At 72.5% G+C, this 22,192-nt stretch carries 24 protein-coding genes; 6 read left to right on the forward strand and 18 right to left on the reverse strand.

The window, feature by feature from the left end:
- Positions 1–3 precede the first annotated feature (3 nt).
- The gene (locus E1269_RS15845) at positions 4–774 is read right to left on the reverse strand and encodes an ABC transporter ATP-binding protein (RefSeq protein WP_239000912.1); all 771 of its coding nucleotides are present in this window, start codon (positions 772–774) and stop codon (positions 4–6) included.
- A 112-nt stretch (positions 775–886) separates the two neighbouring features.
- Here E1269_RS15845 and add point away from each other — a divergent pair, with 112 nt between their 5' ends.
- The gene (add, locus tag E1269_RS15850; RefSeq protein ID WP_131896173.1) at positions 887–1,870 is read left to right on the forward strand and encodes an adenosine deaminase; all 984 of its coding nucleotides are present in this window, start codon (positions 887–889) and stop codon (positions 1,868–1,870) included.
- A gap of 44 nt (positions 1,871–1,914) precedes the next feature.
- Here add and E1269_RS15855 read toward each other — a convergent pair whose 3' ends face one another.
- A complete protein-coding gene (locus tag E1269_RS15855) occupies positions 1,915–2,982 on the reverse strand; it encodes a LacI family DNA-binding transcriptional regulator (RefSeq protein ID WP_203433686.1) in 1,068 nt (355 codons plus the stop codon).
- 133 nt (positions 2,983–3,115) lie between these two features.
- On the opposite strand from E1269_RS15855, the gene E1269_RS15860 reads away from it, so the two are divergent.
- Together E1269_RS15860 and E1269_RS15865 are read left to right on the forward strand one after the other, a co-directional pair.
- Positions 3,116–4,351 carry an MFS transporter gene (locus E1269_RS15860; protein WP_203433688.1) on the forward strand — a complete coding sequence of 412 codons (1,236 nt, stop codon included), beginning with the start codon at positions 3,116–3,118 and terminating at the stop codon, positions 4,349–4,351.
- A gap of 164 nt (positions 4,352–4,515) precedes the next feature.
- Positions 4,516–4,740, forward strand: coding sequence for a hypothetical protein (locus E1269_RS15865; RefSeq protein ID WP_162606438.1), 225 nt, complete (start codon positions 4,516–4,518; stop codon positions 4,738–4,740).
- A gap of 82 nt (positions 4,741–4,822) precedes the next feature.
- Here E1269_RS15865 and E1269_RS15870 read toward each other — a convergent pair whose 3' ends face one another.
- From E1269_RS15870 to E1269_RS15890, 5 genes are read right to left on the reverse strand one after another with little or no spacing between them, the layout of a single operon-like run.
- Positions 4,823–5,494: a response regulator transcription factor gene (locus E1269_RS15870; protein WP_131896179.1), complete on the reverse strand. Its 672-nt coding sequence runs from the start codon at positions 5,492–5,494 to the stop codon at positions 4,823–4,825.
- The gene (locus tag E1269_RS15875) at positions 5,494–6,693 is read right to left on the reverse strand and encodes a sensor histidine kinase (protein WP_131896181.1); all 1,200 of its coding nucleotides are present in this window, start codon (positions 6,691–6,693) and stop codon (positions 5,494–5,496) included. Before E1269_RS15875 ends, E1269_RS15870 begins: the two co-directional genes overlap by 1 nt.
- A 10-nt stretch (positions 6,694–6,703) precedes the next feature.
- Positions 6,704–7,108 carry a hypothetical protein gene (locus tag E1269_RS15880; RefSeq protein WP_131896183.1) on the reverse strand — a complete coding sequence of 135 codons (405 nt, stop codon included), beginning with the start codon at positions 7,106–7,108 and terminating at the stop codon, positions 6,704–6,706.
- Positions 7,105–7,470, reverse strand: coding sequence for a hypothetical protein (locus tag E1269_RS15885; RefSeq protein ID WP_131896185.1), 366 nt, complete (start codon positions 7,468–7,470; stop codon positions 7,105–7,107). The genes E1269_RS15880 and E1269_RS15885 overlap by 4 nt, the downstream gene beginning before the upstream one ends.
- Positions 7,471–7,482: 12 nt before the next feature.
- Positions 7,483–9,141: a DUF885 domain-containing protein gene (locus tag E1269_RS15890; RefSeq protein ID WP_131896320.1), complete on the reverse strand. Its 1,659-nt coding sequence runs from the start codon at positions 9,139–9,141 to the stop codon at positions 7,483–7,485.
- Positions 9,142–9,351: 210 nt separating this feature from the next.
- On the opposite strand from E1269_RS15890, the gene E1269_RS15895 reads away from it, so the two are divergent.
- Positions 9,352–12,072: an NPCBM/NEW2 domain-containing protein gene (locus E1269_RS15895; protein ID WP_131896187.1), complete on the forward strand. Its 2,721-nt coding sequence runs from the start codon at positions 9,352–9,354 to the stop codon at positions 12,070–12,072.
- A 24-nt stretch (positions 12,073–12,096) separates the two neighbouring features.
- Here the strand turns inward: E1269_RS15895 and panD are convergent, their stop codons facing one another.
- From panD to E1269_RS15930, 7 genes are all read right to left on the reverse strand, one after another.
- The gene (panD, locus tag E1269_RS15900; protein WP_131896189.1) at positions 12,097–12,519 is read right to left on the reverse strand and encodes an aspartate 1-decarboxylase; all 423 of its coding nucleotides are present in this window, start codon (positions 12,517–12,519) and stop codon (positions 12,097–12,099) included.
- Between the two features lie 2 nt (positions 12,520–12,521).
- Positions 12,522–13,985: a PH domain-containing protein gene (locus E1269_RS15905; RefSeq protein WP_131896191.1), complete on the reverse strand. Its 1,464-nt coding sequence runs from the start codon at positions 13,983–13,985 to the stop codon at positions 12,522–12,524.
- Positions 13,986–14,065: 80 nt separating this feature from the next.
- Positions 14,066–14,560, reverse strand: coding sequence for a PH domain-containing protein (locus tag E1269_RS15910; RefSeq protein ID WP_239000913.1), 495 nt, complete (start codon positions 14,558–14,560; stop codon positions 14,066–14,068).
- A 70-nt stretch (positions 14,561–14,630) separates the two neighbouring features.
- Positions 14,631–15,173 (reverse strand): DUF1684 domain-containing protein, encoded by a 543-nt coding sequence (locus tag E1269_RS15915; RefSeq protein WP_203433692.1) that lies wholly within the window; start codon positions 15,171–15,173, stop codon positions 14,631–14,633.
- A 62-nt stretch (positions 15,174–15,235) separates the two neighbouring features.
- On the reverse strand, positions 15,236–16,222 hold the full coding sequence (locus E1269_RS15920; RefSeq protein ID WP_131896195.1) for an ABC transporter substrate-binding protein: 987 nt from the start codon (positions 16,220–16,222) through the stop codon (positions 15,236–15,238).
- Positions 16,223–16,324: 102 nt separating this feature from the next.
- Positions 16,325–17,059, reverse strand: a complete 735-nt coding sequence (locus tag E1269_RS15925; RefSeq protein ID WP_203433694.1) for an ABC transporter permease — start codon at positions 17,057–17,059, stop codon at positions 16,325–16,327.
- A complete protein-coding gene (locus tag E1269_RS15930; RefSeq protein WP_131896199.1) occupies positions 17,056–17,760 on the reverse strand; it encodes an ABC transporter permease in 705 nt (234 codons plus the stop codon). Before E1269_RS15930 ends, E1269_RS15925 begins: the two co-directional genes overlap by 4 nt.
- Before the next feature lie 24 nt (positions 17,761–17,784).
- Here E1269_RS15930 and E1269_RS15935 point away from each other — a divergent pair, with 24 nt between their 5' ends.
- On the forward strand, positions 17,785–18,939 hold the full coding sequence (locus E1269_RS15935) for an ABC transporter ATP-binding protein (RefSeq protein WP_131896201.1): 1,155 nt from the start codon (positions 17,785–17,787) through the stop codon (positions 18,937–18,939).
- Positions 18,940–19,050: 111 nt separating this feature from the next.
- Here the strand turns inward: E1269_RS15935 and E1269_RS15940 are convergent, their stop codons facing one another.
- Entirely contained in the window at positions 19,051–19,638 is a 588-nt protein-coding gene (locus E1269_RS15940; RefSeq protein ID WP_131896203.1) for a hypothetical protein, read from the reverse strand.
- Between the two features lie 270 nt (positions 19,639–19,908).
- Between E1269_RS15940 and E1269_RS15945 the strand changes: the two genes are divergently transcribed.
- On the forward strand, positions 19,909–20,757 hold the full coding sequence (locus tag E1269_RS15945) for an alpha/beta fold hydrolase (RefSeq protein WP_131896205.1): 849 nt from the start codon (positions 19,909–19,911) through the stop codon (positions 20,755–20,757).
- Here E1269_RS15945 and E1269_RS15950 read toward each other — a convergent pair whose 3' ends face one another.
- Genes E1269_RS15950 through folB form a run of 3 tightly spaced genes read right to left on the reverse strand, consistent with a single transcriptional unit; the run spans position 20,758 to position 22,178 of the window.
- Positions 20,758–21,234: a DUF3180 domain-containing protein gene (locus E1269_RS15950; RefSeq protein WP_131896207.1), complete on the reverse strand. Its 477-nt coding sequence runs from the start codon at positions 21,232–21,234 to the stop codon at positions 20,758–20,760.
- Positions 21,235–21,252: 18 nt separating this feature from the next.
- On the reverse strand, positions 21,253–21,819 hold the full coding sequence (folK, locus tag E1269_RS15955; protein WP_131896209.1) for a 2-amino-4-hydroxy-6-hydroxymethyldihydropteridine diphosphokinase: 567 nt from the start codon (positions 21,817–21,819) through the stop codon (positions 21,253–21,255).
- Complete coding sequence (folB, locus tag E1269_RS15960) at positions 21,816–22,178, reverse strand: dihydroneopterin aldolase (RefSeq protein WP_131896211.1); 363 nt, start codon at positions 22,176–22,178, stop codon at positions 21,816–21,818. The genes folK and folB overlap by 4 nt, the downstream gene beginning before the upstream one ends.
- Between the last annotated feature and the right edge of the window lie 14 nt (positions 22,179–22,192).

Raw genomic sequence — 22,192 nt, forward strand, 5'->3', positions numbered from 1 at the left:
GGCTCAGTCCCCCAGCCGGCGCAGGTGGTCGATGACCGTGTCCACGGTCGGGTCGGCGATCTCGCCGGCCAGCCGGCCGTCGGCGAGCAGCACGACGTGGTCGGCGGCGGCCGCGGCCGCCGGGTCGTGGGTGACCATGACGACCGTCCGGCCCAGCTCGCGGACGCTGGCTCGCAACAGCGCCAGCACCTCGCCGCCGGAGCGGGAGTCCAGGTTGCCGGTGGGCTCGTCGGCGAAGATCACCTCCGGACGGTTGATCAGCGCCCTGGCCACCGCGACCCGCTGCTGCTGGCCGCCGGAGAGCTCGCTGGGGCGGTGCGTCAGCCGGTCCTGGATGCCGAGGATGCCGACCACCTCGTCGAACCAGGCCGGGTCCACCGTCCGCCCGGCCAGCCGCAGCGGCAGCAGCACGTTCGCCTCGGCGTTGAGCGTCGGCAGCAGGTTGAATGCCTGGAAGACGAAGCCCAGCCGGTCGCGGCGCAGCAGAGTCAGCTCGGTGTCGCCGAGGCTGGTCAGGTCTGTGTCACCGAGTAGCACCCGGCCGGACGTGGCGGTGTCCAGGCCGGCCAGGCAGTGGACGAGGGTGGACTTGCCCGACCCCGACGGCCCCATGATGGCGGTGAACCGGCCGGCCGCGAACGGTACGGAGATGCCGTCGAGGGCGCGGACGGCGGTGCGGTCGGCGCCGTACACCTTGGTCAGCCCGACGGCACGGACGGCGACCGCGCCGGAGTCGGTCTCTGAACCCGTGTATGCGTGTGTCTGGATGCTCACCGTCCCAGCGTGGCCGGCGCGCGGCCGCGGGTCGTCGGACCAACGGCCGCACCTCGCGTGCGACCTTGGTCGTACGGCGGCGGTGCCCGCTCGATCGGTAGGGTCGGCCACCGTGTCCGGGGTCCGCCTGATCGAGACGCTGCCGAAGGTGCAGTCACACCTGCACCTGACCGGCGCGATGCGCCCGTCGACGCTGGCCGAACTGGCCGCCCGCGCCGGCATCGACGTCCTGCCGGTCCTGGACCTGGACGGTGTGCACGAGTGGCCGGCGTTCCAAGGTCGCTACGACGCCGCCCGGGCCGCGGTCCGGTCCGCCGCCGACGTAGCCCGGGTGGTGCGCGAGGCGGCCGAGGACGACGCGGCCGGTGGCTGCGGCTGGCTGGAGCTCCAGATGGACCCGACGTCGTACGCGCCCGCGCTGGGCGGAGTGGAGGCGGCTGTCGAGGCGGTGCTGGCCGGCGCGGCGGCGGCGCCGATCCCGGTCGGCGTGATCGTCGCGTCCAGCTGGGCCCGTCCGGGCGCGCACGCGACACGACTGGCCACCCTGGCCGCCCGGTACGCCGGCGACGGGGTGGTCGGCTTCGGACTGTCCAACGACGAGCGCCGCGGCCGGGTCGCGGACTTCGCCCCGGCGTTCCGGATCGCCGCGGACCACGGGCTCGCCCGCACGCCGCACGCCGGGTTCTTCACCGGCGCGGCACACGTCCGGGCCTGCGTGGAGACGCTGGACGCCACTCGGATCGGGCACGGCACCTCGGCCGTCGGCAACCCCGCGGTGCTGGACCTGCTCGTGTCGCGCCAGGTCGCGCTGGAGATGTGCCCGACGTCGTACCCGCCGTTCGGGGTGCACCCGCTGGCGTCGGTGCCGGTGCGGGCGGCGCTGGCAGCGGGTGTTCCGGTGGCCATCGGCAGCGACGACCCGCTGCTGTTCGGCGTCGGGCTGGCCGGTCAGTACGCGCTGTGCCGGGACGTGCTGGCCCTGGACGACGCCGAGCTGGCGGCGCTGGCACGGGGCGGCATCACCGCGTCCGCCGCGTCGGCCGACCTCAAGCGGACCCTGCTGGCCGGCGTCGACACCTGGCTCGCTTCCCCGTGATCATCAACGGTTGGCGACGTGATGACGTCGCCAACCGTTGATGATCATGGGAAGGGGGCAGGCGGGGGCGCGGACGTGGAGCCGACCCGAAGATGCACCGGGAGGCGGACGTTGTCCGGGCGGGTGCCGCCCAGCAGGTCGGTCACCATCCGGCCGGTAACGCGGCCCTTCTCGACGATCGGCTGGATGACGGTGGTGAGCCGGCGCTCGCCCAGCCAGGGCGTGTCGATGCCGTCGAACCCGACGACGGTGAGGTCGTCGGGCACGCGCAGTCCGGCGGCCTCCGCGGCGCGCACGACGCCGACGGCGAGCAGGTCGCTCTGCGCGATGATCGCGGTCGGCTTGTCGGGAGACTCGTCCAGCAGCGCGCCCGCGGCCTGCTCGCCCTCCTCGATGAGGTTGGCGGCCGCCTCGACCGCGACGACCGGCCCGAATGTGTCCTCGACCGCGGCCAGCCGCAACCGGCAGTCCGCGTACGCCGTGGCCTCGCGGCGGGCGGTGTCGACGTGCCCGCGCCGCCCGTCCAGTCGCAGCGGCAGCGTCACCACCCCGACGCGATAATGCCCCAGGTCGGCGACGTGCCTGGCCAGCTCGGCCGATCCGCCGTAGTCGTCGATGTCGAGCAGGACGACGTCCGGCCGGTCCGGGCCGTCGACAGCCACCACCGGCACGCCCCGGCCGACGAACTGGTCGAGCAGCGGGTCGTCGTCACCGCCGCAGGTGGCGAACACGGCCGCGTCGAGCGGCATCCGGGCCACCTGCTCCGGCGTCGGCCCGCTGCGGTGGGCGTCGCCGGAAAGCAGCAGTAGCCCGGCCCCGGAAGGACCGAGCGCATCGGCCAGCCCGTCGAGGAGCGCGACGGCGACGGGGTCGCGGAACGCGTAGAGCAACCGCTCGCCGATGACCGCGCCGACGATCCCCGAGCGGCCCCGCCGCAGCGAGCTGGCCATCGGGTCCGGGCCGAGATAGCCCAGCTCACGGGCGGCGTCGAGCACGCGCTGGCGGGTGGCTTCAGCCACCGGGCCCTGTCCGCTGAACGCCAGCGAGGCGGTGGACTGGGACACCCCGGCGCGCGCTGCGACCGCGGCGAGCGTCGTCCGGTGCTCTCCCACCGCGCTCGCCTCCTCTCGTCCGTGCCGGCACGTTTCGGGGTTGCGTGGCCCCGGTGTCACATAGCAGAATATCGAATCGATTCGATCGAATCGATTCGACCCTCCGTTGACCGCCGTCGAAAAGGACGCCCACGTGAGCCACACCGCATCGGACCGGCAGCTGCCGCCGGCTCGCGTGCTGCGTGCGCGCAACGCCGTCGCCACCGTGTTCGCCCTCAACGGCCTGGCCGTCGCCTCGTGGATGGCACGCATCCCCGAAGTCCGCGACCTGCTCGAGATCTCGCCGAGCGAGCTCGGCCGGGTGCTGCTCGCACTGGCCGCGGGCTCCATCGTCGCGCTGCCCACGTCCGGGCTGGTGGTCAACAAGATCGGCGCGGCGCGTACGGTCGCCGGCGGGTCGCTGCTGGTGGGCGTGGGTCTGGTGCTCGCCGGCCTGGGCAGCGACACGCTGCTCAGCATCCCGCTCGCAGCGGTCGGCCTGGCTGCCATCGGCTACGGCTCGGGCTCCTGGGACGTGGCCATGAACGTCGAGGGCGCCGCCGTCGAACGGCTGCTCGGCCGCACCGTCATGCCCCGGTTCCACGCCGCATTCAGCCTCGGCACCGTCGCCGGGGCCGGCATCGGCGCCGGCGCCACAGCGGTCGGCATCCCTGTCGTCGCGCACCTCGGTGTCATCGGGGTCGGCGCCGCGGTCGGCGCGGTCACCGCCGCCCGCAGTTTCCTGCCGCGCGCGGCCGAGGTCGACGACGAGCAGGGCGCGGCGCCGAAGGTCTCGGTGTGGACCGCCTGGCGGGAACCGCGCACCCTGATCATCGGCGTGATGGTGCTGTGCTTCGCGCTGATCGAGGGCATCGCCAACGACTGGCTCGCCCTGGGCATCGTCGACGGGTACGGCACCAGCAACGCCGTCGGCGCGGTCGGGTTCGCGGTCTTCGTCGCGGCCATGACCATCGGGCGCACGGCCGGCACCCAGCTCATCGACCGGTACGGCCGGCTCCCGGTGCTCCAGGTCAGTGGCGCGCTGGCCGCGGGCGGCGTGCTGCTCGTCGTGTTCGGCGGATCGCTGGCCGTCGCCGCGGTCGGCATCGTGATCTGGGGCTTCGGCGCGGCGCTCGGGTTCCCGCTGGGCATGAGCGCGGCCTCCGACGATCCCCAGCGCGCGGCCGTGCGGGTGAGCGTCGTGGCCTCCGTCGGCTATACGGCGTTCCTGGCCGGCCCGCCGATCCTGGGCTGGATCGGCGACCACGAAGGGGTGCTTCGGGCCCTGCTGGTCGTCGCCGTCGCCGCCGTGGTCGGCACGCTGGCAGCGCCGGCCGCTCGGCACCAGGAGCCGTCATCCGAGCGAATCGAATCCAGGATCCGCGAGTGACACACCGGAGTCCAAGCGACCAGCTCGTCGAGTTGATGCTGGCCGCGGGAGGTCGACACCAGGTTCGGCGCGGTGCTGAACGACGCCCCGATGGCACACAGGACCGGCGAGACCGGCAACGTCACCCACGACGTCGGCTACTTCCTGGTGCCGGCCTCGAGACCGTGGTGGTGGTGTTCACCGAGGTGAGCACCACCACGAGCTTCTCGGAGGCGCAGCAGATCGGCAACCCGGCCGTCCAGCGGATCGGGCTGGCGGTCGACGTCGCGCACTTTCGGGCGCTACGCCGTGGACTACCGCGCGGTCGACTGCGGGTGGACCGCCGCCTGCATACCCGCCTCGCTGATCGTGGACCTCTCGCAGAAACCCGGCCCGATATGCCCGATTGATTCCGGCGGAAACTCCAAGACCAACGGGAGTGCGCCGAGGATGGCAGCGGGCGCGGCCTGGGGAGGTAGGGGCCGCCCGGGCTCACGTGGCGCCGGGGCGGACCAGGCCCGTCTCGTAGGCGAGCACCACGAGCTGGACCCGGTCGCGCAGGCCCACCTTCGCCAACACGCGGCCGATGTGGGTCTTCACGGTGGCCTCGGTGACGAACAGCCGGCCCGCGATCTCGGCGTTCGAGCGGCCGCGGACCACCTCGCGGACGATCTCGTGCTCGCGCCGGGTCAGGCCGGCCCAGATCGAGGCCGGCGGGGTGGCGTCGTCCGGGAGGTGGCCGGCGAAGCGCTCCAGCAGCCGCCGGGTGGTGCTGGGCGCCACCACGGCATCGCCGGAGTGGACCGCGCGGACGGCGTCGAGAAGCATCGGCGGCCGGGCGTCCTTCAGCAGGAAGCCGCTGGCACCGGCCTTGATGGCGGCGAACGCGTACTCGTCGAGGTCGAACGTCGTCAGCACGATGACCTTCGGTGCGTCGGGCCGCTCGCGCAGCCGCCGGGTGGCCTCGACGCCGTCGAGCACGGGCATGCGGACGTCCATGAGGACGACGTCGGCGCCGGTGACGGCCAGCGTCTGGAGCGCGGCGTCGCCGTCGCCGGCCTCACCGACCACCTCCATGTCCGGCTGTGACTCGATGACCATCCGGAACCCGGCCCGGACCAGCTGCTGGTCGTCCACGAGGAAGACCCTGACCGGCACCGGCATCACGCCCCTTCCCCGTACGGCATGTCCATGTCGACCCGCCAGCCGCCGCCGGTGAGTGGGCCGGCCGTCACCGTACCTCCGTACATCGTCATCCGTTCGCGCATCCCCAGCAGTCCCTGCCCGAGCCCGTCGCCCGCGGCGGCGGCACCCCGGCCGTCGTCGCTGACCCGGGCGGTGAGGCAGTCGACGCCGAAGGCCAGCCGGACCTGCGCCCGCGCCGCCGGCCCAGCGTGCTTGAGCGCGTTGGTCAACGCCTCCTGGATCACCCGGTACACCGCCAGCGACGGCCCCGGCGGCAGCGGCCGCGGCGCTCCGCTGACGTCGAACTCGACCGGCAGGCCGGCCTGGCGGACCGACGTGACCAGCTCGGGCAGGCTGCCCAGGCCCGGCTGCGGGTTGCGGACGATGTCCTGGTCGGCACCGCCACCGTCGCCGTCGTCGGTGGCGCGCAGCACCCCGAGCAGCCGGCGCATCTCGGCCAGCGCGCCGCGGCCGGTGTCGCCGATGATCGTCAGCGCGTCGGCGGCCGCCTGGGGGTCCTGCGCCGCCGCGTACCGGCCGCCGTCGGCCTGCACGACGATGACGGAGAGGTTGTGGGCAACGACGTCGTGCATCTCGCGGGCGATCCGGGCGCGCTCCTCCGCCGCGGCGATGAGGGCACGCTGGTCGCGGTCGCGTTCGGCCTGGTGGGCACGCTCGACCAGCTCGGCGACGTAGGCCTGGCGGACCCGGCGGACATCGCCCATGGCCCAGGAGCCGACGACCAGCGCGCTGAACGTGATCAGGCTGGCGACGACGGACTGGGCGCCCTCGTCGGCATAGAAGTAGTACCTCGAGCTGGCGAGTGCGACCCCGAGGAAGCCCGTCGCGAGACCGACCCGGCTGGCCCAGCGCGGCCCGTAGCCGCTGACCGAGTACAGACCGACCAGCAGCAGCACGTCGGACGGCGTCAGCTCCAGCCCGGTGGCCCACTGCACCAGGCCGGCGGCCGACACCACGGCGAACGACTCCACCGGCCGGACCCGCCGGAACACCAGCGCCGCGCACATAAGGCCGCCCAGGACGGCGTGCGCCCAGGCCGGGTCGTAGGCGGCGGCGCTCAGGACGACGAACACGAGGAACAGCCCAGCCGCCAGGGCGCCATCCGGCACCACCGGATGCCGGCGCACCCAGGCGTACAGCCGGTCCCTGCGCCTCACGTGATGCAGGTTAGTCCGCGGCACGCCAGGTCCGGCGCAGCCAGAGCAGGCCGAGCACCGGCAGCACGAGCGGGACGAACCCGTAGCCGCGCCCGTACAAGGACCAGACGGTGTCGTCGGGGAAGTCACCGGGGTCGAACACGGTGACGGTGCCGACGGTCAGGACGCCGAGCAGCTCGACGGTGACGGCGACCAGCGCGACCCGCCGCGCGGTCCGGCCCGGCCGGGCCAGCGCCACGGTCGCCACCACATAGACCAGGGCGGCGAACGCGGACAGCAGATAGGCGACCGGCGCATCGGAGAACCCGGTGGCGATCTGCACGCCGGCTCGGGCGGAGGCGGACAGCGCGAACACCGCGTAGACGGCCACCAGCAACCGGCCCGGCCCGCTGGTGCGCCGAGATCCCTCGCTCACGTTCCGCCTGCGTCCCAGATCTGCTGCATCCGCACCACCAGCACCGGGATCACCAGCGCGGCGACCACCAGCACCGCGGTGCCCCACCGCGACTTCTCCGCCAACGCCCAGAACAGGCCCAGCGGCAGGATCACCACGATCATGAGCAGGTAACCGATGAACGTGGCGAGGTCGGACGGCGCGCCGTCGACGGCCATCACGACAATCGCGACGACCACCTGGACGAAGATCAGCGCCTCGACGACCCCGGCGCCGATGACGTACGGCTCGCGGGGCGGGCGCCCCAACACCACCGCAAGCAGCGCCCACGCGGCATAGGCCAACGAGGCGACGATGACGGTGTAGTCCACGACGGCGAACATCGGCTCACCCCGTCACGGCAGCCTGGCGAGCTCGTCGGTGAGGTCGTCGAGCCCGAGCGACCCCATCGACAGCGCTGCCATGTGCCATGCCTTCAGGTCGAAGTCGGTACCCCGGGCGGCCGCCGCGGCCCGGGCGGCGTCGCGGCCGGCGAGCCACGCCCGCTCGCCGAGCTTGTAGCCGATGGCCTGGCCGGGGATGCCGAGGTACCGGACGATCTCAGAGTCGAGGAACGCGGGATCGCGGCCGTTGAAGGCGCCGAAGAACTCGCGGGCCAGTTCCGGCGTCCACACCTCGCCGGGGTGGAACGTCTCGCCGGCCGGGATGCGCAGCCGCAGGTGCATGCCGATGTCGATGATGACGCGGATGGCTCGCATGATCTGGGCGTCGAGGTAGCCGAGCCGCCGGGCGGGGTCGGTCAGGTAACCCAGCTCGTCCATGAGCCGCTCGGCGTAGAGCGCCCAGCCCTCCGTCATCGCGCTGACCGAGCCGAGGCTCACCTGGTACCGCGAGAGCGCCTGCGCCGAGTGCACCCACTGCGCGAACTGCAGGTGATGGCCCGGCACGCCCTCGTGGTACCACGTGCTGACCAGGCCCCACACCGGAAACCGGGTCTCGCCGAGCGTCGGCAGCCAGGTCCGGCCCGGCCGGGAGAAGTCCAGCGCCGGCCGGGTGTAGTACGGCGCCGCCGCGCTGCCCGGCGGGGCGATCATGGCCTCGACCCGCTTCACCGGCTCGGCGAGGTCGACGTGCGTGCCGTCCAGGTCGGCCATCGCCTGGTCCATGAGGCCCTGCAGCCAGGCCCGGACCTCGTCGACGCCCTCGATCGCCTCGCCGTGCTGGTCCAGGTGACGCATCACTGCCAGCGGTGTGTGGCCGGACAGCACCGCCTCGGCCGCCTGCTTCATCTCGTCGTTCAGCCGGTGGAACTCCGCCCAGCCGTAGGCATAGGCGTCTTCCAGGTCCAGGGTGCTGCCCGCCCAGCGGCGCACCCACATCTCGTACCGCTCGCGGCCGACGGCGTCCGGCGTGCCGGCCGCGACGGGCAGGTAGCTGCCGGCCAGGTAGTCGCGCAGCTCGGCCAGTCCGGCCGTCGCCTCCGCGGCGGCCGTGGTGAGCTCGGCGCGCTGGGTGGCCGGTCCCGCGGCGACGAAGGTCGCGTACCAGTCCGCGGCCAACCACGTGTCGATCTGCTCGACGACGGTCTCGACCTGGCGCGGCGCCGCCAGCAGCCGCCGCTCGACGCCCGTGCGCAGCGACTGCTCGTAGCCCCGGGCCGCCGCGGGCACGTTGCGCAGCCGCCGGCCGACGGCGGCCCAGTCGTCGTCGGTGACGGTGGGCATGAGCAGGAAGACCGAGCGCAGCGACTGCACCGGCGAGAAGAGGTTGCTGACGTCGCGCAGCCCTTCGCCGGCGTCGTGGACGGCCAGCGCCGCGGACAGCCGCTCGCGCAGGAGCCGGGCCGCGCGCCGCTCCTCGACCGGCAGGCCGTCGCCGCCGGGGTCGCCCCCGCCGGCCGCCCGTGCCGCGGCCTCGGCCGCGTCGAGGTCCGCGAGGGTCGACCGGTCGGCCTCGGCGACCGCGTCCAGGCCCTCCGGTGAGAGGTCGGGGAGGGTGTCGATGCCGGGACGGATGCCCAGGGCCGTCCCGATGATGGGGTTCAGGTCGGCCATCGTCTCGACGTGGTCGTCGGCGATGCGGCGCGGTGTGAGTGCGTTGTCCTGCGGCACCGGCCCATCATCCCCGATGGCGTGCCGAGCCGGGTCGGCGGGCCGTCGCGGCCCGTGGACAGGGCCTTGCACGATGATCACTCGAGCCAATATGTTCGATTCTGCGCGATTTCGGGACAATGTGGTCGACTTCGAAATCGGAGGTCAGAGTCCGTGAACCGACCGTCGAAGACCCCTCTCACGGCCGCCGTCGTGACTTCCCTGCTCTGCGCCGGGCTTCTCGCCGCTCCGGCCGCGGCCCAACCTCCAACCGAGCCGCCGACTCCCGCCGCGGGCTCGTGGACGGTGCAGGCGCCACCCGTCTCGGGCGTCGAGCGACTGTCGGCCGAGGTCGCGCTGGACGAGAACGGTGCCCCCACGCTGAGCGTCAGTGCCGGCGACCGGGTCGTGCTGCCGCCGTCGCCGATCGGAATCGTCACCGACGGCGCCGACCTGTCCACCGGCCTGCGCCTCATCGACCGCGCCGAGCGCTCGGTGACCGAGAGCTACACCATGACGACCGGCAAGAACACCCAGCGGCACGCCGTGATGCGGGAGGCCACCCTGTCCTTCGCCGGTGCTGGCGACGCCGAGCTGGACCTTGTGGTCCGGGTGGCCCCGGACGGCGTGGCCTACCGGTACGAGCTGCCCGACCGCGACGGCACCACCGTCGTCACCGGCGAGACGTCCAGCTGGCAGCTGCCCAACGACGCACCCGCGTGGCTCCTGCCGTACACGTCCTGGTACGAGGAACCGCGCGCCCAGACGACAGCGGGAGCCGCCGCCACCGGCAGCTACGGCCACCCGGCGCTGTTCGACGTCGGCGGCATGTACGTGCTGCTCACAGAGTCCGGGCTGAGCTCGGCCTATCCCGGCGCCTACCTCGACACCACGGCAGGGACCGGGCGGTACGCCATCGGCCTGGTCGAGGAGCAGGTGGTCGCCGACGGCGAGCTGGACACGCCGTGGCGCACCGCGATCGTGGGCGACCTCGCCACCGTCACCGAGTCGACGCTGGTCGACGACCTTGCGCCGCCGTCGCAGGTCGAGGACACGTCGTGGATCCGGCCGGGCCGGGTGGCCTGGTCGTGGCTGCCGGAGCACTCCAGCCCGCGCGACTTCGAGCGGCAGAAGGACTACGTCGACTACGCCGCCGCGCACGGCTGGCCGTACACGCTGGTGGACGAGGGCTGGAGCGACGCATGGGTGCCCGAGCTGGTCCGCTACGCGCGAGCGAAGGGCGTCGAGATCCTGCTGTGGTACCGGTGGACCGACGTCGACACGCAGGAGGAGATGGACGCGGAGTTCTCTCGCATCGCGGTCTGGGGCGTCAAGGGCGTGAAGCTCGACTTCATGAACACCGGCGCGCCGACCCACGGTGAGAGCGCCGCGCGGCACGCCTGGTACGAGCAGGTCCTGCGCGAGACCGCAGAACACCGGCTGCTGGTCAACTTCCACGGCTCGACCATCCCGAAGGGGCTGCAGCGCACCTGGCCGCATCTGATGTCGTACGAGGCCGTGCGCGGCGCGGAGTACTACTCCTTCGCCGGCGACCCGCGGGTGACGCCGTCGTACAACACGATGCTGCCGTTCACCCGCAATGTCGCGGGGTCGATGGACTACACGCCGATGACGTTCGGCCAGACGTCGCGGTCGAGCTCCGACGGGCACGAGCTCGGCCTGTCAGTGGCATTCGAGACCGGGCTGCTGCACCTGGCCGAGATGCCCGAGGTGCTGGCCACCCGGCCAGAGGCGGAGCGCTACCTCGACCAGGTGCCCACCGTCTGGGACGAGACGTCCCTGGTCAGCGGCGCGCCCGGCGATCACGCGGTCATCGCCCGGCGCGCGGGCGAGCGGTGGTTCGTCGGCGGCATCGTGGGCGGCGCCGGCCGCGAGGTCGAGGTACCGCTCGACTTCACCGGCGGCGGGCGGTGGCTGGTCGAGACCGTCACCGACGACGGCAGCGGCGGGCTCGTCCGCACCGCGACCACCCTCACCGCCCGCCAGACGCTCACCGTCCCCGTCGTCGAGAACGGCGGCTTCGCCGCGGTGCTGTGCCGGGCCACCGACGGCCGCACCACCTGCGACGAACCCGTGCACACGGTGCCCGCCAGCACGCTGGTGATCGAGCCGGGCGAGGCCGTGGTGCGGCCCGGCGACTCCGTCACCGTCAGCGCGACGTTCACCCTCGACGAGGGCGACCCGGTGCGCCGAGTGACCATGACGCCGGTCCCGCCGGCGGGGTGGGTGGCAGACGGCGACCCGCAGCGGCGCCCGCGGCTGGCCGCCGGCGAGCCGCTGACCGGGACCTGGACGTTCACCGCGGCCGAGGACACCGCATCCGGCTTCGTCGACCTGCCGGTGGTGGTCGAGTTCGACCAGAATCCGGCCACCACCCGGCGACGGGTCCACGTCGAGCAGGCGGTACGGGCACTGGTCCCGCCGCCCGCGCCCAGCGGCGTTGTCCCGGTCAGCGATCTGGCCTTCATCGCCGAGACGAACGGCTGGGGTCCGGTGGAGCGCGACGCCTCCAACGGCGAGGCCGACGGTGGCGACGGCGCCCCGCTGACCATCGGCGGCACCCAGTACGCCAGTGGCCTGGGGGTCCATGCCGTGTCCGGTATCACGATCTACCTGGGCGGCGCCTGCGACCGCTTCACCGCACAGGTCGGCGTCGACGACGAGGTCGGCGACCAGGGCACGGTGACGTTCAATGTGAGTGGCGACGGCGACGACCTCGCCGGAACCGACGTCATCACCGGCAGTGCCGGCGCCACCGCCATGGACGTGGACGTCAGCGGCGTCGAGCTGCTGACCCTCGAGGTCGGTGACGGCGGCGACGGCATCAACTTCGACCACGCCGACTGGGCCGACGCCACGCTCGGCTGCACCTGAGCCGAACCCGGCTCGGCCGCGGCCTCAGCCCGCGGCCACGGTGTCACCGCGGAGCTGGTCCGGCGCGTCCGGGGCCGGCTCCGCGGGGTCGGCGCCGGTGCGCACGATGCGGTTGGCGGCGTCGACGTGCACGACGCGCGGCTGGAGCCGCCGCGCCTCGGCGTCGTCGAACATGCCGTACGTGATGAGGATCACCAGGTCGCCGGGCTGGACCAACCGGGCCGCGGCGCCGTTGATGCCGATGACGCCGGAGCCGCGCGGGCCGGCGATGGCATAGGTGGTCAGGCGGGCGCCGTTGGTGATGTCGACGATGTCGACCTGCTCGCCGGGCAGGAGGTCCGCCGCGTCGAGGAGGTCCTCGTCGACCGTGACCGATCCCACATAGTGCAGGTCGGCTTGCGTCACGGTGGCGCGGTGGATCTTGCCCTTCATCATGGTGCGGAACACTGTCACTCCTGGTCTCGCTCGCTCGATGCGGTCGGGTTACCGTCACCGTCGGCGTCGCCGTCTCGGTCGGAACCGGCGAACCGGTACCTCGCCATCCATTGTTCTGGAACATCGACCTTGCGCGCCACCCGGGAGCGCTCGGTCTGCCCGTCGACGATCTGCCGGGCCTCGGCGGCGTACCGGTGCCGGATGACCGCGTCGACCGGGCCGGGTGTGGTGTCGACGTGCACGGTGGCCAGCCCCAGCCGTCGCTGGACCGGCCCCTGGTTGATGCGCACGCTCTGGGCCTTCGCGTGCGGCACCGCGGTCAGGTTGCGGTACAGCACGCCCTCGCGCACGACGACGACGTGATCGTCGAAGCCGTAGGCCAGCCGTTTCCACCCGAACGGACGCAGCCAGCGCGCCGGCCGCGGCGCCGTCGACAACGGCACAGCCAACGGGTCGGACCCGGGCAGCACCTGCCGGAGCACCTCCGCGGCCTCGTCGAACGTTGCGACCGGCAGCAACGTGGAGGTGCGCTGACTGTCGTCAGTGGATTCTCCGGAGTATCCCGCGACGTCCACGTCCAGCCTCACCCAACCCTTCACCCTCCACAACAACGGCTGGCGCAGTGCTACTCCCTGGACCCGGCCCGGGGGCACGGTCTGGTGCTGGGTGTCCAGCAGGCCCTTGCGGATGCGGTAGCCGTCGGGCGACTCGGCCAGGACGAAGCCGAAGTTGCGGCCGAGCTGGTTCCACAGGGCGGCACCGATCGCGATGATGCCGGGCAGCATCGACCACGCCACCCCCATCGTCGCCGTACGGTTCGGCACGAACGCGAAGGCCACCCCCATCCCCACGAGGATCACCAGGCCCATGACGAACACGCCGGACAGCACCGTCGACCACACCAACCGGTCCAGCGGCACCTGGTGCACCACCCGCTCCGGCGCCTCCGGGGTGTCCGCGTCGATGCCGGCGGCTCGGGCCAGCAGCTCGGCCCGCAGCCGGACCGCGTCGTCGACGGCGAGGTATTGCAGCGGCGCCTCGGCCTTGCCGCCGCCGGCCACCTCCAGCCGCAGCTCCGACACCCCCAGCAGGCGACCGGCCAGCGGCCGGTTGATGTCGACCGCCTGCAATCGGTCGAGCCGGACCCGCCGCGAGCGCCGGTTGAGCATGCCGGAGTCGATGCGCAGGGCGTCCCCGTCGAAGCCGTAGCGGGTGAACCACCACGACAACAGTCCGGTGACCATGCCGAGAATCGCGATGCCGACGACGGTGATGCCGAACCGGCCCATCTCACCGGAGCGCAGCGCGTCCTGACCGCCGAAGGCGATGGCCGCGGCCAGGAACGCCCAGCCGCGCAGCAGCGGCGTCAGCGGATGCAGCCGCTTGAAGTGCTCCGGCGTCGGGTCGACTCGGGACGCCTTGCCGGAGGGCTCGCTCGTCTCGTCGTCGCCCGCGGCGTCGGGTCGCACCCCGCTCACAGAGTCCTCGGGTCGCACTCCGCTCACAGAGTCCTCGGGTCGCACTCCGTTCACCGAGTCGCCAGGGCGCTCCCCGTCGCTCACAGACCGGCCGCCTGGGCCTCGCCGAGCGCCGAGAGGCGGTCGCGCAGCCTGGCCGCCTCGGCCGCCGGGAGGCCCGGGATCTTCGCGTCGGTGGCCGGCGACGCGGTGTGCAGCTGAACGGTGGCCAGCCCGTACCGGCGCTCCAGCGGCCCGGACGCGACGTCGACGAACTGCATGCGCCCGTATGGCACCACGGTGAGCTTGCGGTACATCACGCCGTGGGTGACGAGGAGGTCGTCCAGCCGCTCGGCGTAGCCCCAGGCCCGCCAGTTGCGCGGAATGAGCCACAGCCCCCACACCAGGGCCACCAACCCTCCGGCGAGGGCAACCGCGACCCCGACCTCGTCGAAGAGCAGGCCGAGCCCGACACCCGCGACCGCGGTGCCGATCACCACCGAGACGATGAGTACCAGCCGGCGCAGCGAGACGAGCTTGCGCGACACCTGCTGCCAGGCCTCACCGGGTGGCGCGAAGAGCTGGTCCTGATCCACGGCACACGAGGCTACCCCTGTGCCCGGCCATTCGTGGCAGGCGACGGCCGCGGCGCACCGTGGCGCGACCTCAGGTCGGTACCAGCTCGCCGGCCTCCAGCGGGACGTCCAACCGGTTGCCCGGCGGCGCCAGCGGGCAGGTCCAGGCCGGGTCGTAGGCGCAGGATGGGTTGTAGACGAAGTTGAGGTCGACCACGAGGCCCGCGGCGACCGAGCCGCCGAGATCGGCCCCCTTCACGGTGTCGAGCAGGTAGCGGCCGCCGCCGTACGTCCGCGCACCGGCCAGGGCGTCCTTGACCGGCACGAAGACACCGCCGCCGTAGGAGTCCAGCCACCAGACGTCGAGATCGCCCAGCGGCAGGTGCAGCCGGCCCACCAGCTCGAACGGCACGACGCCGTCGGTGGCGGTCGGGACCTCCAGCCGGTGCGGCTCGACCTCGGTGTCGACCGCGACGACGAAGCGCAGTGCGGAGTCGTACGGCGCGTGCCGGAGACCGGCGAACGCGGACCGGCGCTCCGCCGGTACCGGCGACGCCGGGTGGGTGCGGACCAGCTCGTCGCGGCCCGCGACCCACTCGGCGTGCGCCTGAGCCGGATCGGCCGCCGCGCGCACCCTGGCATAGAGCGCGTGAACCCGGCGGCGCCAGTCCAGGACGTCGAAGGCGCTGATGGAGCTCAGAGCAGACCCTTCTCCTCCAGGTACGCCTGGGCCACATCGGGCGCCTGCTGGCGCTCGGCGTCGACCTGGGCGTTCAACGTGGCGAGGTCCTCGGTGGTGAGCACCTCGGCCAGCTGCCCGAGGACCTCGGCGATCTGCTCGTCCGCGGCGGCCTCGCTGTTCACCACCGGCACGAGGTTGTCGGCCAGCTGGAGCTGCTGGTCGTCCTCGAGCAGCACCAGCTCGAACTGGTCGAGCGTGCCGTCGGTGGTGCCGACCAGGCCGAGCTGGGCGTCGCCGCGCTGGACGGCCTGCTTGGTCTCACTGGTGCTGAACCCGGTTGCCAGCGGCGGGTCGACGATGTCGATGCCGTAGACGGACTCCAGGCCCGGCTCGCAGAACGGCCGGTCCGGGCACTCCTCTACCGCCGCCAGCTTGATCGGCTCCCCCAACGCACCCAGGTCGGACAGCGTGGTGAGGCCGTTGTCGTCGGCGAACTGCCGCGACACCGCGAACGCGTTCTGGCTGGCCGCGTCGGCCGGGTCGAGGATGGTGAGCCCGAGCCCTTCGGCCAGCGGCCGGGCCGCCTCGACCGTCTCCTGTGCGTCGGCCGTGGCGACCGGCGCGTCGGCCGGGGCGTCCGGGCCGTTGACCGCGGCGTTGAGGTACTCGGCGAACGTGGCCAGGTATTCCGGCACGATGTCGATGTCGCCGCTCTCCAGCGACGGCGCGTAGATCTCGCGGTTGGCCACCGACTGGATGTCGACGGAGTAGCCGGCGTCCTCGAGCAGCGCGGCGTACATCTCCTGCATGATCACCATCTCGGTGAAGTTGGCGCCGCCGACGGTGAGGTCGCCACCGCCCTCGCCGCCATCGGTCGCGGTGGCGTCGCCACCGCCGTCCTCCTCGAACGGATCGTCACTGTCGCCGCACGCCGCGAGCGATAGCGCCAGCCCTGCTGCCGCCGCGAGCACGGCCACTCGCCTGCGCATGGTAAGGGGCATCACAGTCACCTTCCGGGTGTCACCTTCTGTGTCCCGTGACAGCGTCGGGCCGCCACGCGTGTCCGGCGAGCACCTGGACAGCGCCCGCATGCAGTCAGTCAACTACGCGCTACCGACAACCTCTTCCTGAACCAGCGGCATTCCCTGGTCACGATCGGGTCTCGACGCTCGCCGGCCGGCTCGCCGCATGGGGTCGACCGCGCGTTGCAACAACGCCATCAGCCCTTCGACGGCCAGCGCCAGCGCACCGACCATGATCGCTCCACCGACCAGCTCCGGAACGTCCTGCCGGTTGAAGCCGCTGGTGATGATGCGCCCGAGTCCCGGTCCGGAGATCACCGCCGCCAGCGTGGCCGTCGCCACCACCTGGACGGTCGCCAGCCGGATGCCGCCCATGATCATCGGAATCGCCAGCGGCAGCTCGACCCCGCGCAGCAGCTGTCCGCCGGCCATGCCCATGCCGCGAGCAGCCTCGACGGCGTCGCGGTCGACCTCGCGCATCCCGACATAGGCATTGGTGAGGATGGGCGGGATGGCGAACAGCACCAGCGCGATGACGGTGGTCCACATGGACAGGCCCAGCGGCGTCATGTACAGGATCGCCAGGATCGCGAACGTCGGGACCGCCCGGCCCACATTGCTGATGTTGATGGCCAGTGCCCCGCCCCGGCCGAGGTGGCCCAGCCAGAGCCCCACCGGCAGCGCGACGGCACAGGCGATGACCATGGACAGGAGGGTGATCCACAGGTGTTCCACCAGCCGAGTGCCGACACCGGTCGGGCCTGACCAGTTGTCTCCGTCGGCCAGCCAGCTCAGGCCGTCGAGCAGCGCGTTCACGAGCTCACCGCCCGTCGCCAGGGCATGAGCCATCGTTGCAGTGCCAGCAGCAGCAGGTCGGCCGCCAGCGCGAGCACCACACACAGCACCGACGCGGTCAGCACCTCGGCATGGAAGTTGCTGCGCTGCCCCCGTGAGATGAGGTTGCCGAGGCCGCCGTGGTTGACGATCATGCCGACCGTCGTGAGCGCGACGGTGGACACCGTCGCGACCCGCAGCGCCGCGAAGACCGCCGGCAGCGCCAGCGGCAGCTCGACCTTGCGCAGCAGCCGCAGCGAGTCGTAGCCCATGCCGACCGCGGACTCGCGCACGTCGGCGGGAACCGCGTCCAGGCCGGTGAGGATGCCACGCACCAGGATGGTGAGCGAGTACAGCACCAGCCCGACCACCACCGTCGTCGCCGAGATGCCGGTGAACGGCAGCAGCAGGGAGAACAACGCCAGCGACGGCAGCGTGTACAGCGCCGTCGAGGTCCCGAGGATCGCCCCCCGCAGCCACTGCACCTGCCGCGCCACGACGGCCAGCACCAGTGCGACGGCGAAGCCGATGGCCACCGAGAGCACCGTGATGGTGATGTGCTGGCCGAGGGCGTCGAGGATCTCGTCCCAACGGGTTCGCACGTACTCGCCACACACCCAGTCGTTGCGTGCGAGGCAGTTGTCAGTCAGGGTTGCGTCATGAGCGGGCCCGAAGAGCGCCATTCCGTCGACGCTACCGAAGAACCGATGATTCGTCTCGACCGCGTGTCGAAGAGATACGCCGACGGCACCGTCGCGGTCCAGGAGCTCTCGCTCGAGGTCGGCCGCGGCGAGCTGGTGGTGCTCGTGGGCCCGTCCGGTTGCGGCAAGACCACCACCATGAAGATGGTCAACCGCCTGGTCGAGCCGACCGCCGGCAGCATCTACGTCGACGGCGTCGACGTCACCCAAGCCGACCCGGTGGCGCTGCGTCGCGGCATCGGCTACGTCATCCAGAACGTCGGGCTGTTCCCACACCGCACCATCGAGGACAACATCGCTGTCGTGCCGGAGCTGGTCGGCTGGGCGCGCCGGCAGCGCGCCGACCGCGCCCGCGAGCTGATGGAGCTGGTCGGGCTCGACCCCGCCGTGCACGGCCCGCGCTACCCGCACGAGCTCTCCGGCGGCCAGCGCCAGCGCGTCGGCGTGGCCCGCGCACTCGCCGTCGACCCGCCGGTGCTGCTGATGGACGAGCCGTTCAGCGCCGTCGACCCGGTGGTCCGGTCACAGCTGCAGGACGAGTTCCTGCGGCTGCAGGACGACGTGCGCAAGACCATCCTCTTCGTCACCCACGACATCGAGGAGGCGGTCCGGCTCGGCGATCGCATCGCGGTCTTCAAGCAGGGCGGCCTGCTGGAGCAGTACGACACCCCGGCCGCCGTCCTCGGCGCGCCGGCCACCGACTTCGTCGCCGACTTCGTGGGTGCGGACCGCGGCCTGAAGCGGCTGTCCGTCACCCCCATCACCCAGGCCGACCTCGAGCATCCACCCGTCGTGCGTGCCGAGGACGACCTCACCGACGCCGGCTCCGTACTGGGCTCGGGACGGTGGGCGGTGGTGCTGGACGGCGACGGCAAGCTGGCCGGGTGGGTCGGCCGCGACATGCTGACCGGCAGCGGCCGGGTCCGTGATCGGGCCCGGCGGATGGAGGCGTGGGTCGAGCTGGACGACACCCTCAAGGTGGCGTTCGCGGAGATGCTGCAGTGGAACGCCGGCTGGATCGCGGTGCTGGACGACGACGACCGCTACGTCGGCGTGCTGACGCCGGCCACGCTGCACACCGCTCTGCGCCGTTCCGTGGAAGCCGAGGTGCAGGACGTGCCGCGCGCCGCCGTGCTGCTGGAGACGGTGCAAGACGCCTGAGCTCGGGCGCTGCACCCCCAACCGGGTCAGAAGCCCCGGCGCGAAGCCGCAGTAGCACGCGAGAACGTACGACGCTGGAGCGCCTGGAGAAGCTCCGCCGTCACGCGTAGGTCAGGCGCTGCGCTCCTGCGGTTCGACCGGTGCGGACTTCGCCTTGCGCCGGTCGGCCTCCGGCAGCAGGTCGGTGTTCTTGTCCTCCCACGTGATGAGGTCGACCACCGTCGGGGCCTCGCTGAGGTCGGGCCACAGGTCGTTCCACTCCGCGCCTTCGGCCAGCCGGGCCAGCTCGACGCTCGGGGTGGAGGCACCCGGGCGGGCGCTGCGTGCGGCCGCGATCTCGGCCTCCAGCAGGTCGAGCTTGGATCGCATGACGTCGATGCGCTCGGAGGCGACATCGAGCAGCCCGACCATGTGGTCGGTGAACTCGCGGTGCTCCTCGGAGTAGCGCGCGTGTGCCTCGGAGTACTCCGCCGCCTGCTCGGCCCGGACCGTCGCCACCTCGACCCGCAGCCGCCGCTCGAGCCGCAGGACGAACGCGCCCAGGACCGCCGCGACGACCGCACCCTCCGCGGCGGCCAGCCGAGGCCACGGCCCATCGGCAACGAAGGCGGCCGCGGCCAGCCCCATCGCCAGAGCAGGGGCGAAGACGGCGAGCACGCGGACAGCGGTGAGGCGGCGGCGGTGACGGACGGAGGCCATGGGCGTCACCGTACCTGCTTGTACGACGCGAATCGGACTTCACACGCCGCGCCACACCGGCGGTTTCAGACGATCGCGGCGAGCGCAGGACGGCCAGCGCACCCACCCCGCCCAGCAGCGCGGTACCGGCGAGCGCGGCACAGGTCACCGTCACCGCGTCGGCCGAGCCGGCATTCGTCGACATGGCTACCGCGATGCCCCCTGGCCGACCGGCTTCGCCCGTCGCGAACCGGAGCCGGAGGCGGCCAGGTGCCGCGCTAGCGTCGGCTCATGCCTACGATCCGGGTCAACGGTGGCGACCTCGCCTACGACGACGCCGGCGCCGGCCCCGCGGTGGTGCTGGTCCACGCCGGGCTCGCCGACCGGCGCATGTGGGACCACCAGTTCACCGCCCTGTCCGCACACCATCGCGTGGTCCGGTACGACTGGCGCGGGTACGGCGGCTCCGGTGACGCCAGCGGCGAGTTCGCGCACTACGCCGACCTGCTCGGGCTGCTGGACGCCCTCGGCATCGAGCGCGCGACCCTGGTCGGGTGCTCCTACGGCGGCGCCTACGCCGTTGACGTCGCGCTGACCGCGCCGGACCGGGTGACATCGCTGGTTCTCGTCTCGTCGGGCCTGTCTGGGCACGAGTGGCCGGCGGAGATGGGCGAGCTGGCGCGAGCTCGCATTCACGCCGCGCTGCCGCCGCAGCGGCTGCGCGCCTACCGCGAACGCACCGCCGCGAGCGTCGACGCCGACGACGTCACCGCGATGGCCGAGGCGCAGCTCGCCCTGATGGTCGTGGGCCCGGACCGTGAGCGGGGCGACCTCGACCCGCGGGTGTGGGAACGCGCTCTGACGATGTGCCGCCTGGTGTTCCAGCGCGAGTGGTCCGGCCCGGCGTACACCGAGGTCGGGCTGCGTCCACCGGCGAAGGGACGGCTGCACGAGGTGCGCACACCGGCCCTCGTGGTCAACGGCCTGGCCGACCTCTCCTACATCCAGGACGTCTCCGGCATGCTGGCCGACGGCATCGCCGGCGCCCGGCGGGTGGACCTGCCCGACACCGGCCACCTGCCGCCGCTGGAGCGGCCGGAACAGCTCACGGCTCTGCTGGCGGACTTCCTGGCGCGTTGATCAGGAGGCGGCCAGGTCGCCGTTCTCGTCCTCCGCCGGCGGCGGCACCTCGCCGGCCCGCTCCAGCCGGACCGCGGCGACGGAGAGCACCACCGCGCACACCACCGTTATGCCGGAGAGTACGGCGCGGTTGCGGCCCATCGGCACGTCGAGCATGGTCGACGCCAGCAGTCCGAGGCCGCCGTAACCACCGGCGACGACGGCGCCGAAGTACGCCGACGCCTTGGCCAGCGCCACCGAACGAGCCACTCGCAGCGCGTCGATGCGCTGGTCGAAGCGCCGCTCGGTGATCCAGGCGCGCACCGCCCGGGCGCCGGCGAACATCGCGATGGCGAGGAACAGCAGCAGGAGCGGCAGCACCCACGGCACCGGCGGCAGCGAACCCGAGGCGGCGTCGACCAGCCGGCTGATTGACCAGCCGATCGGAACCGCCACCAGGGCGGCCCAGATCAGCGAGCCGATCTTCGTCTTCTGCACGGAACCGCTCCGGTCGTGTCAGGCGGGGAACTCGAGGCTCTCCTCCAGCCGGCGGACGCCCGTGGCGTCGACGGCGGAGCTGAGGTCGAGCACCCGGCCGAGGCCGGGGATGCGGAACTCTGGGTCGACGTCGGCCCACGGGATCAGCACGAACGCCCGCTCGGCCAGCCGCGGGTGCGGTACCCGAAGGTCCTCGTCGTCAGCGGTGACGTCACCGACGGCCAGGACGTCGATGTCCAGGGTGCGCGGGCCGTTCGGCACGTCTCGGGTGCGCCCGTAGGCGGACTCGGTGGACTGCGCCCGTTCCATCAGCGAGCGCGGGGAGAGAGTGGTGTCGACCACCAGGACGGCGTTGAGGAACTTCGGGGAGTCCGAGGGGGCGTCCACTGGCTCGGACTCGTACACGGGCGACACTGCCACGGCCACGATCTCCGAGGAGTCCGTCAACGTGTCGACGGCCGCCTGGAGAAACTCGAGCCGGTCACCCAGGTTGCTGCCCAGTGCGAACGCGGTGCGACGCAGCGGGCGCAGATCACCGGTCAGGGTGTCGGCGTCGACGACGTTGGGGTTGGGGACATTGGTCACGTTCGGGCCCTTCGGATCGTCACGGTCACGTCGTCGAATGGCACCGAGATCGGCGCCTCCGGCTTGTGCACGGTCACTTCGGCATCCTCGATCCTGGGATCCTCCAGGCAGAGGTCTGCGATGCGCTGGGCGAGGGTCTCAACCAGTCTGACCGGTTCCCCCTCGACGAGGCCGACCACCCGTTCAGCAAGACTGCCATAGTCGACGGTGTCGGTCAGGTCGTCGCTGCGCGCCGCCGCCCGGGTGTCGACGCTCACGGAGACGTCGACCCGGAACAGCTGACCGGTCTCCCGTTCGTGAGGGAGCCAGCCGTGGCGTCCGGTCGCGGTCAGGCCGCGCAGCTCGATGCGGTCAAGCACGCCACGACACTAGT

The organism is Jiangella asiatica (assembly GCF_004349065.1).
GTDB classification, from domain to species: Bacteria; Actinomycetota; Actinomycetes; order Jiangellales; family Jiangellaceae; genus Jiangella; species Jiangella asiatica.

Coding starts and splice junctions, on each gene's coding strand:
- E1269_RS15940 (WP_131896203.1), bottom strand. CDS start 19,638: ATGGCCTCCGTCCGTCACCGCCGCCGCCTCACCGCTGTCCGCGTGCTC.
- E1269_RS15885 (WP_131896185.1), bottom strand. CDS start 7,470: ATGTTCGCCGTCGTGGACTACACCGTCATCGTCGCCTCGTTGGCCTAT.
- E1269_RS15930 (WP_131896199.1), bottom strand. CDS start 17,760: ATGGCGCTCTTCGGGCCCGCTCATGACGCAACCCTGACTGACAACTGC.
- E1269_RS15945 (WP_131896205.1), top strand. CDS start 19,909: ATGCCTACGATCCGGGTCAACGGTGGCGACCTCGCCTACGACGACGCC.
- E1269_RS15870 (WP_131896179.1), bottom strand. CDS start 5,494: ATGCCGGTGCCGGTCAGGGTCTTCCTCGTGGACGACCAGCAGCTGGTC.
- E1269_RS15890 (WP_131896320.1), bottom strand. CDS start 9,141: ATGGCCGACCTGAACCCCATCATCGGGACGGCCCTGGGCATCCGTCCC.
- E1269_RS15935 (WP_131896201.1), top strand. CDS start 17,785: ATGATTCGTCTCGACCGCGTGTCGAAGAGATACGCCGACGGCACCGTC.
- E1269_RS15920 (WP_131896195.1), bottom strand. CDS start 16,222: ATGCCCCTTACCATGCGCAGGCGAGTGGCCGTGCTCGCGGCGGCAGCA.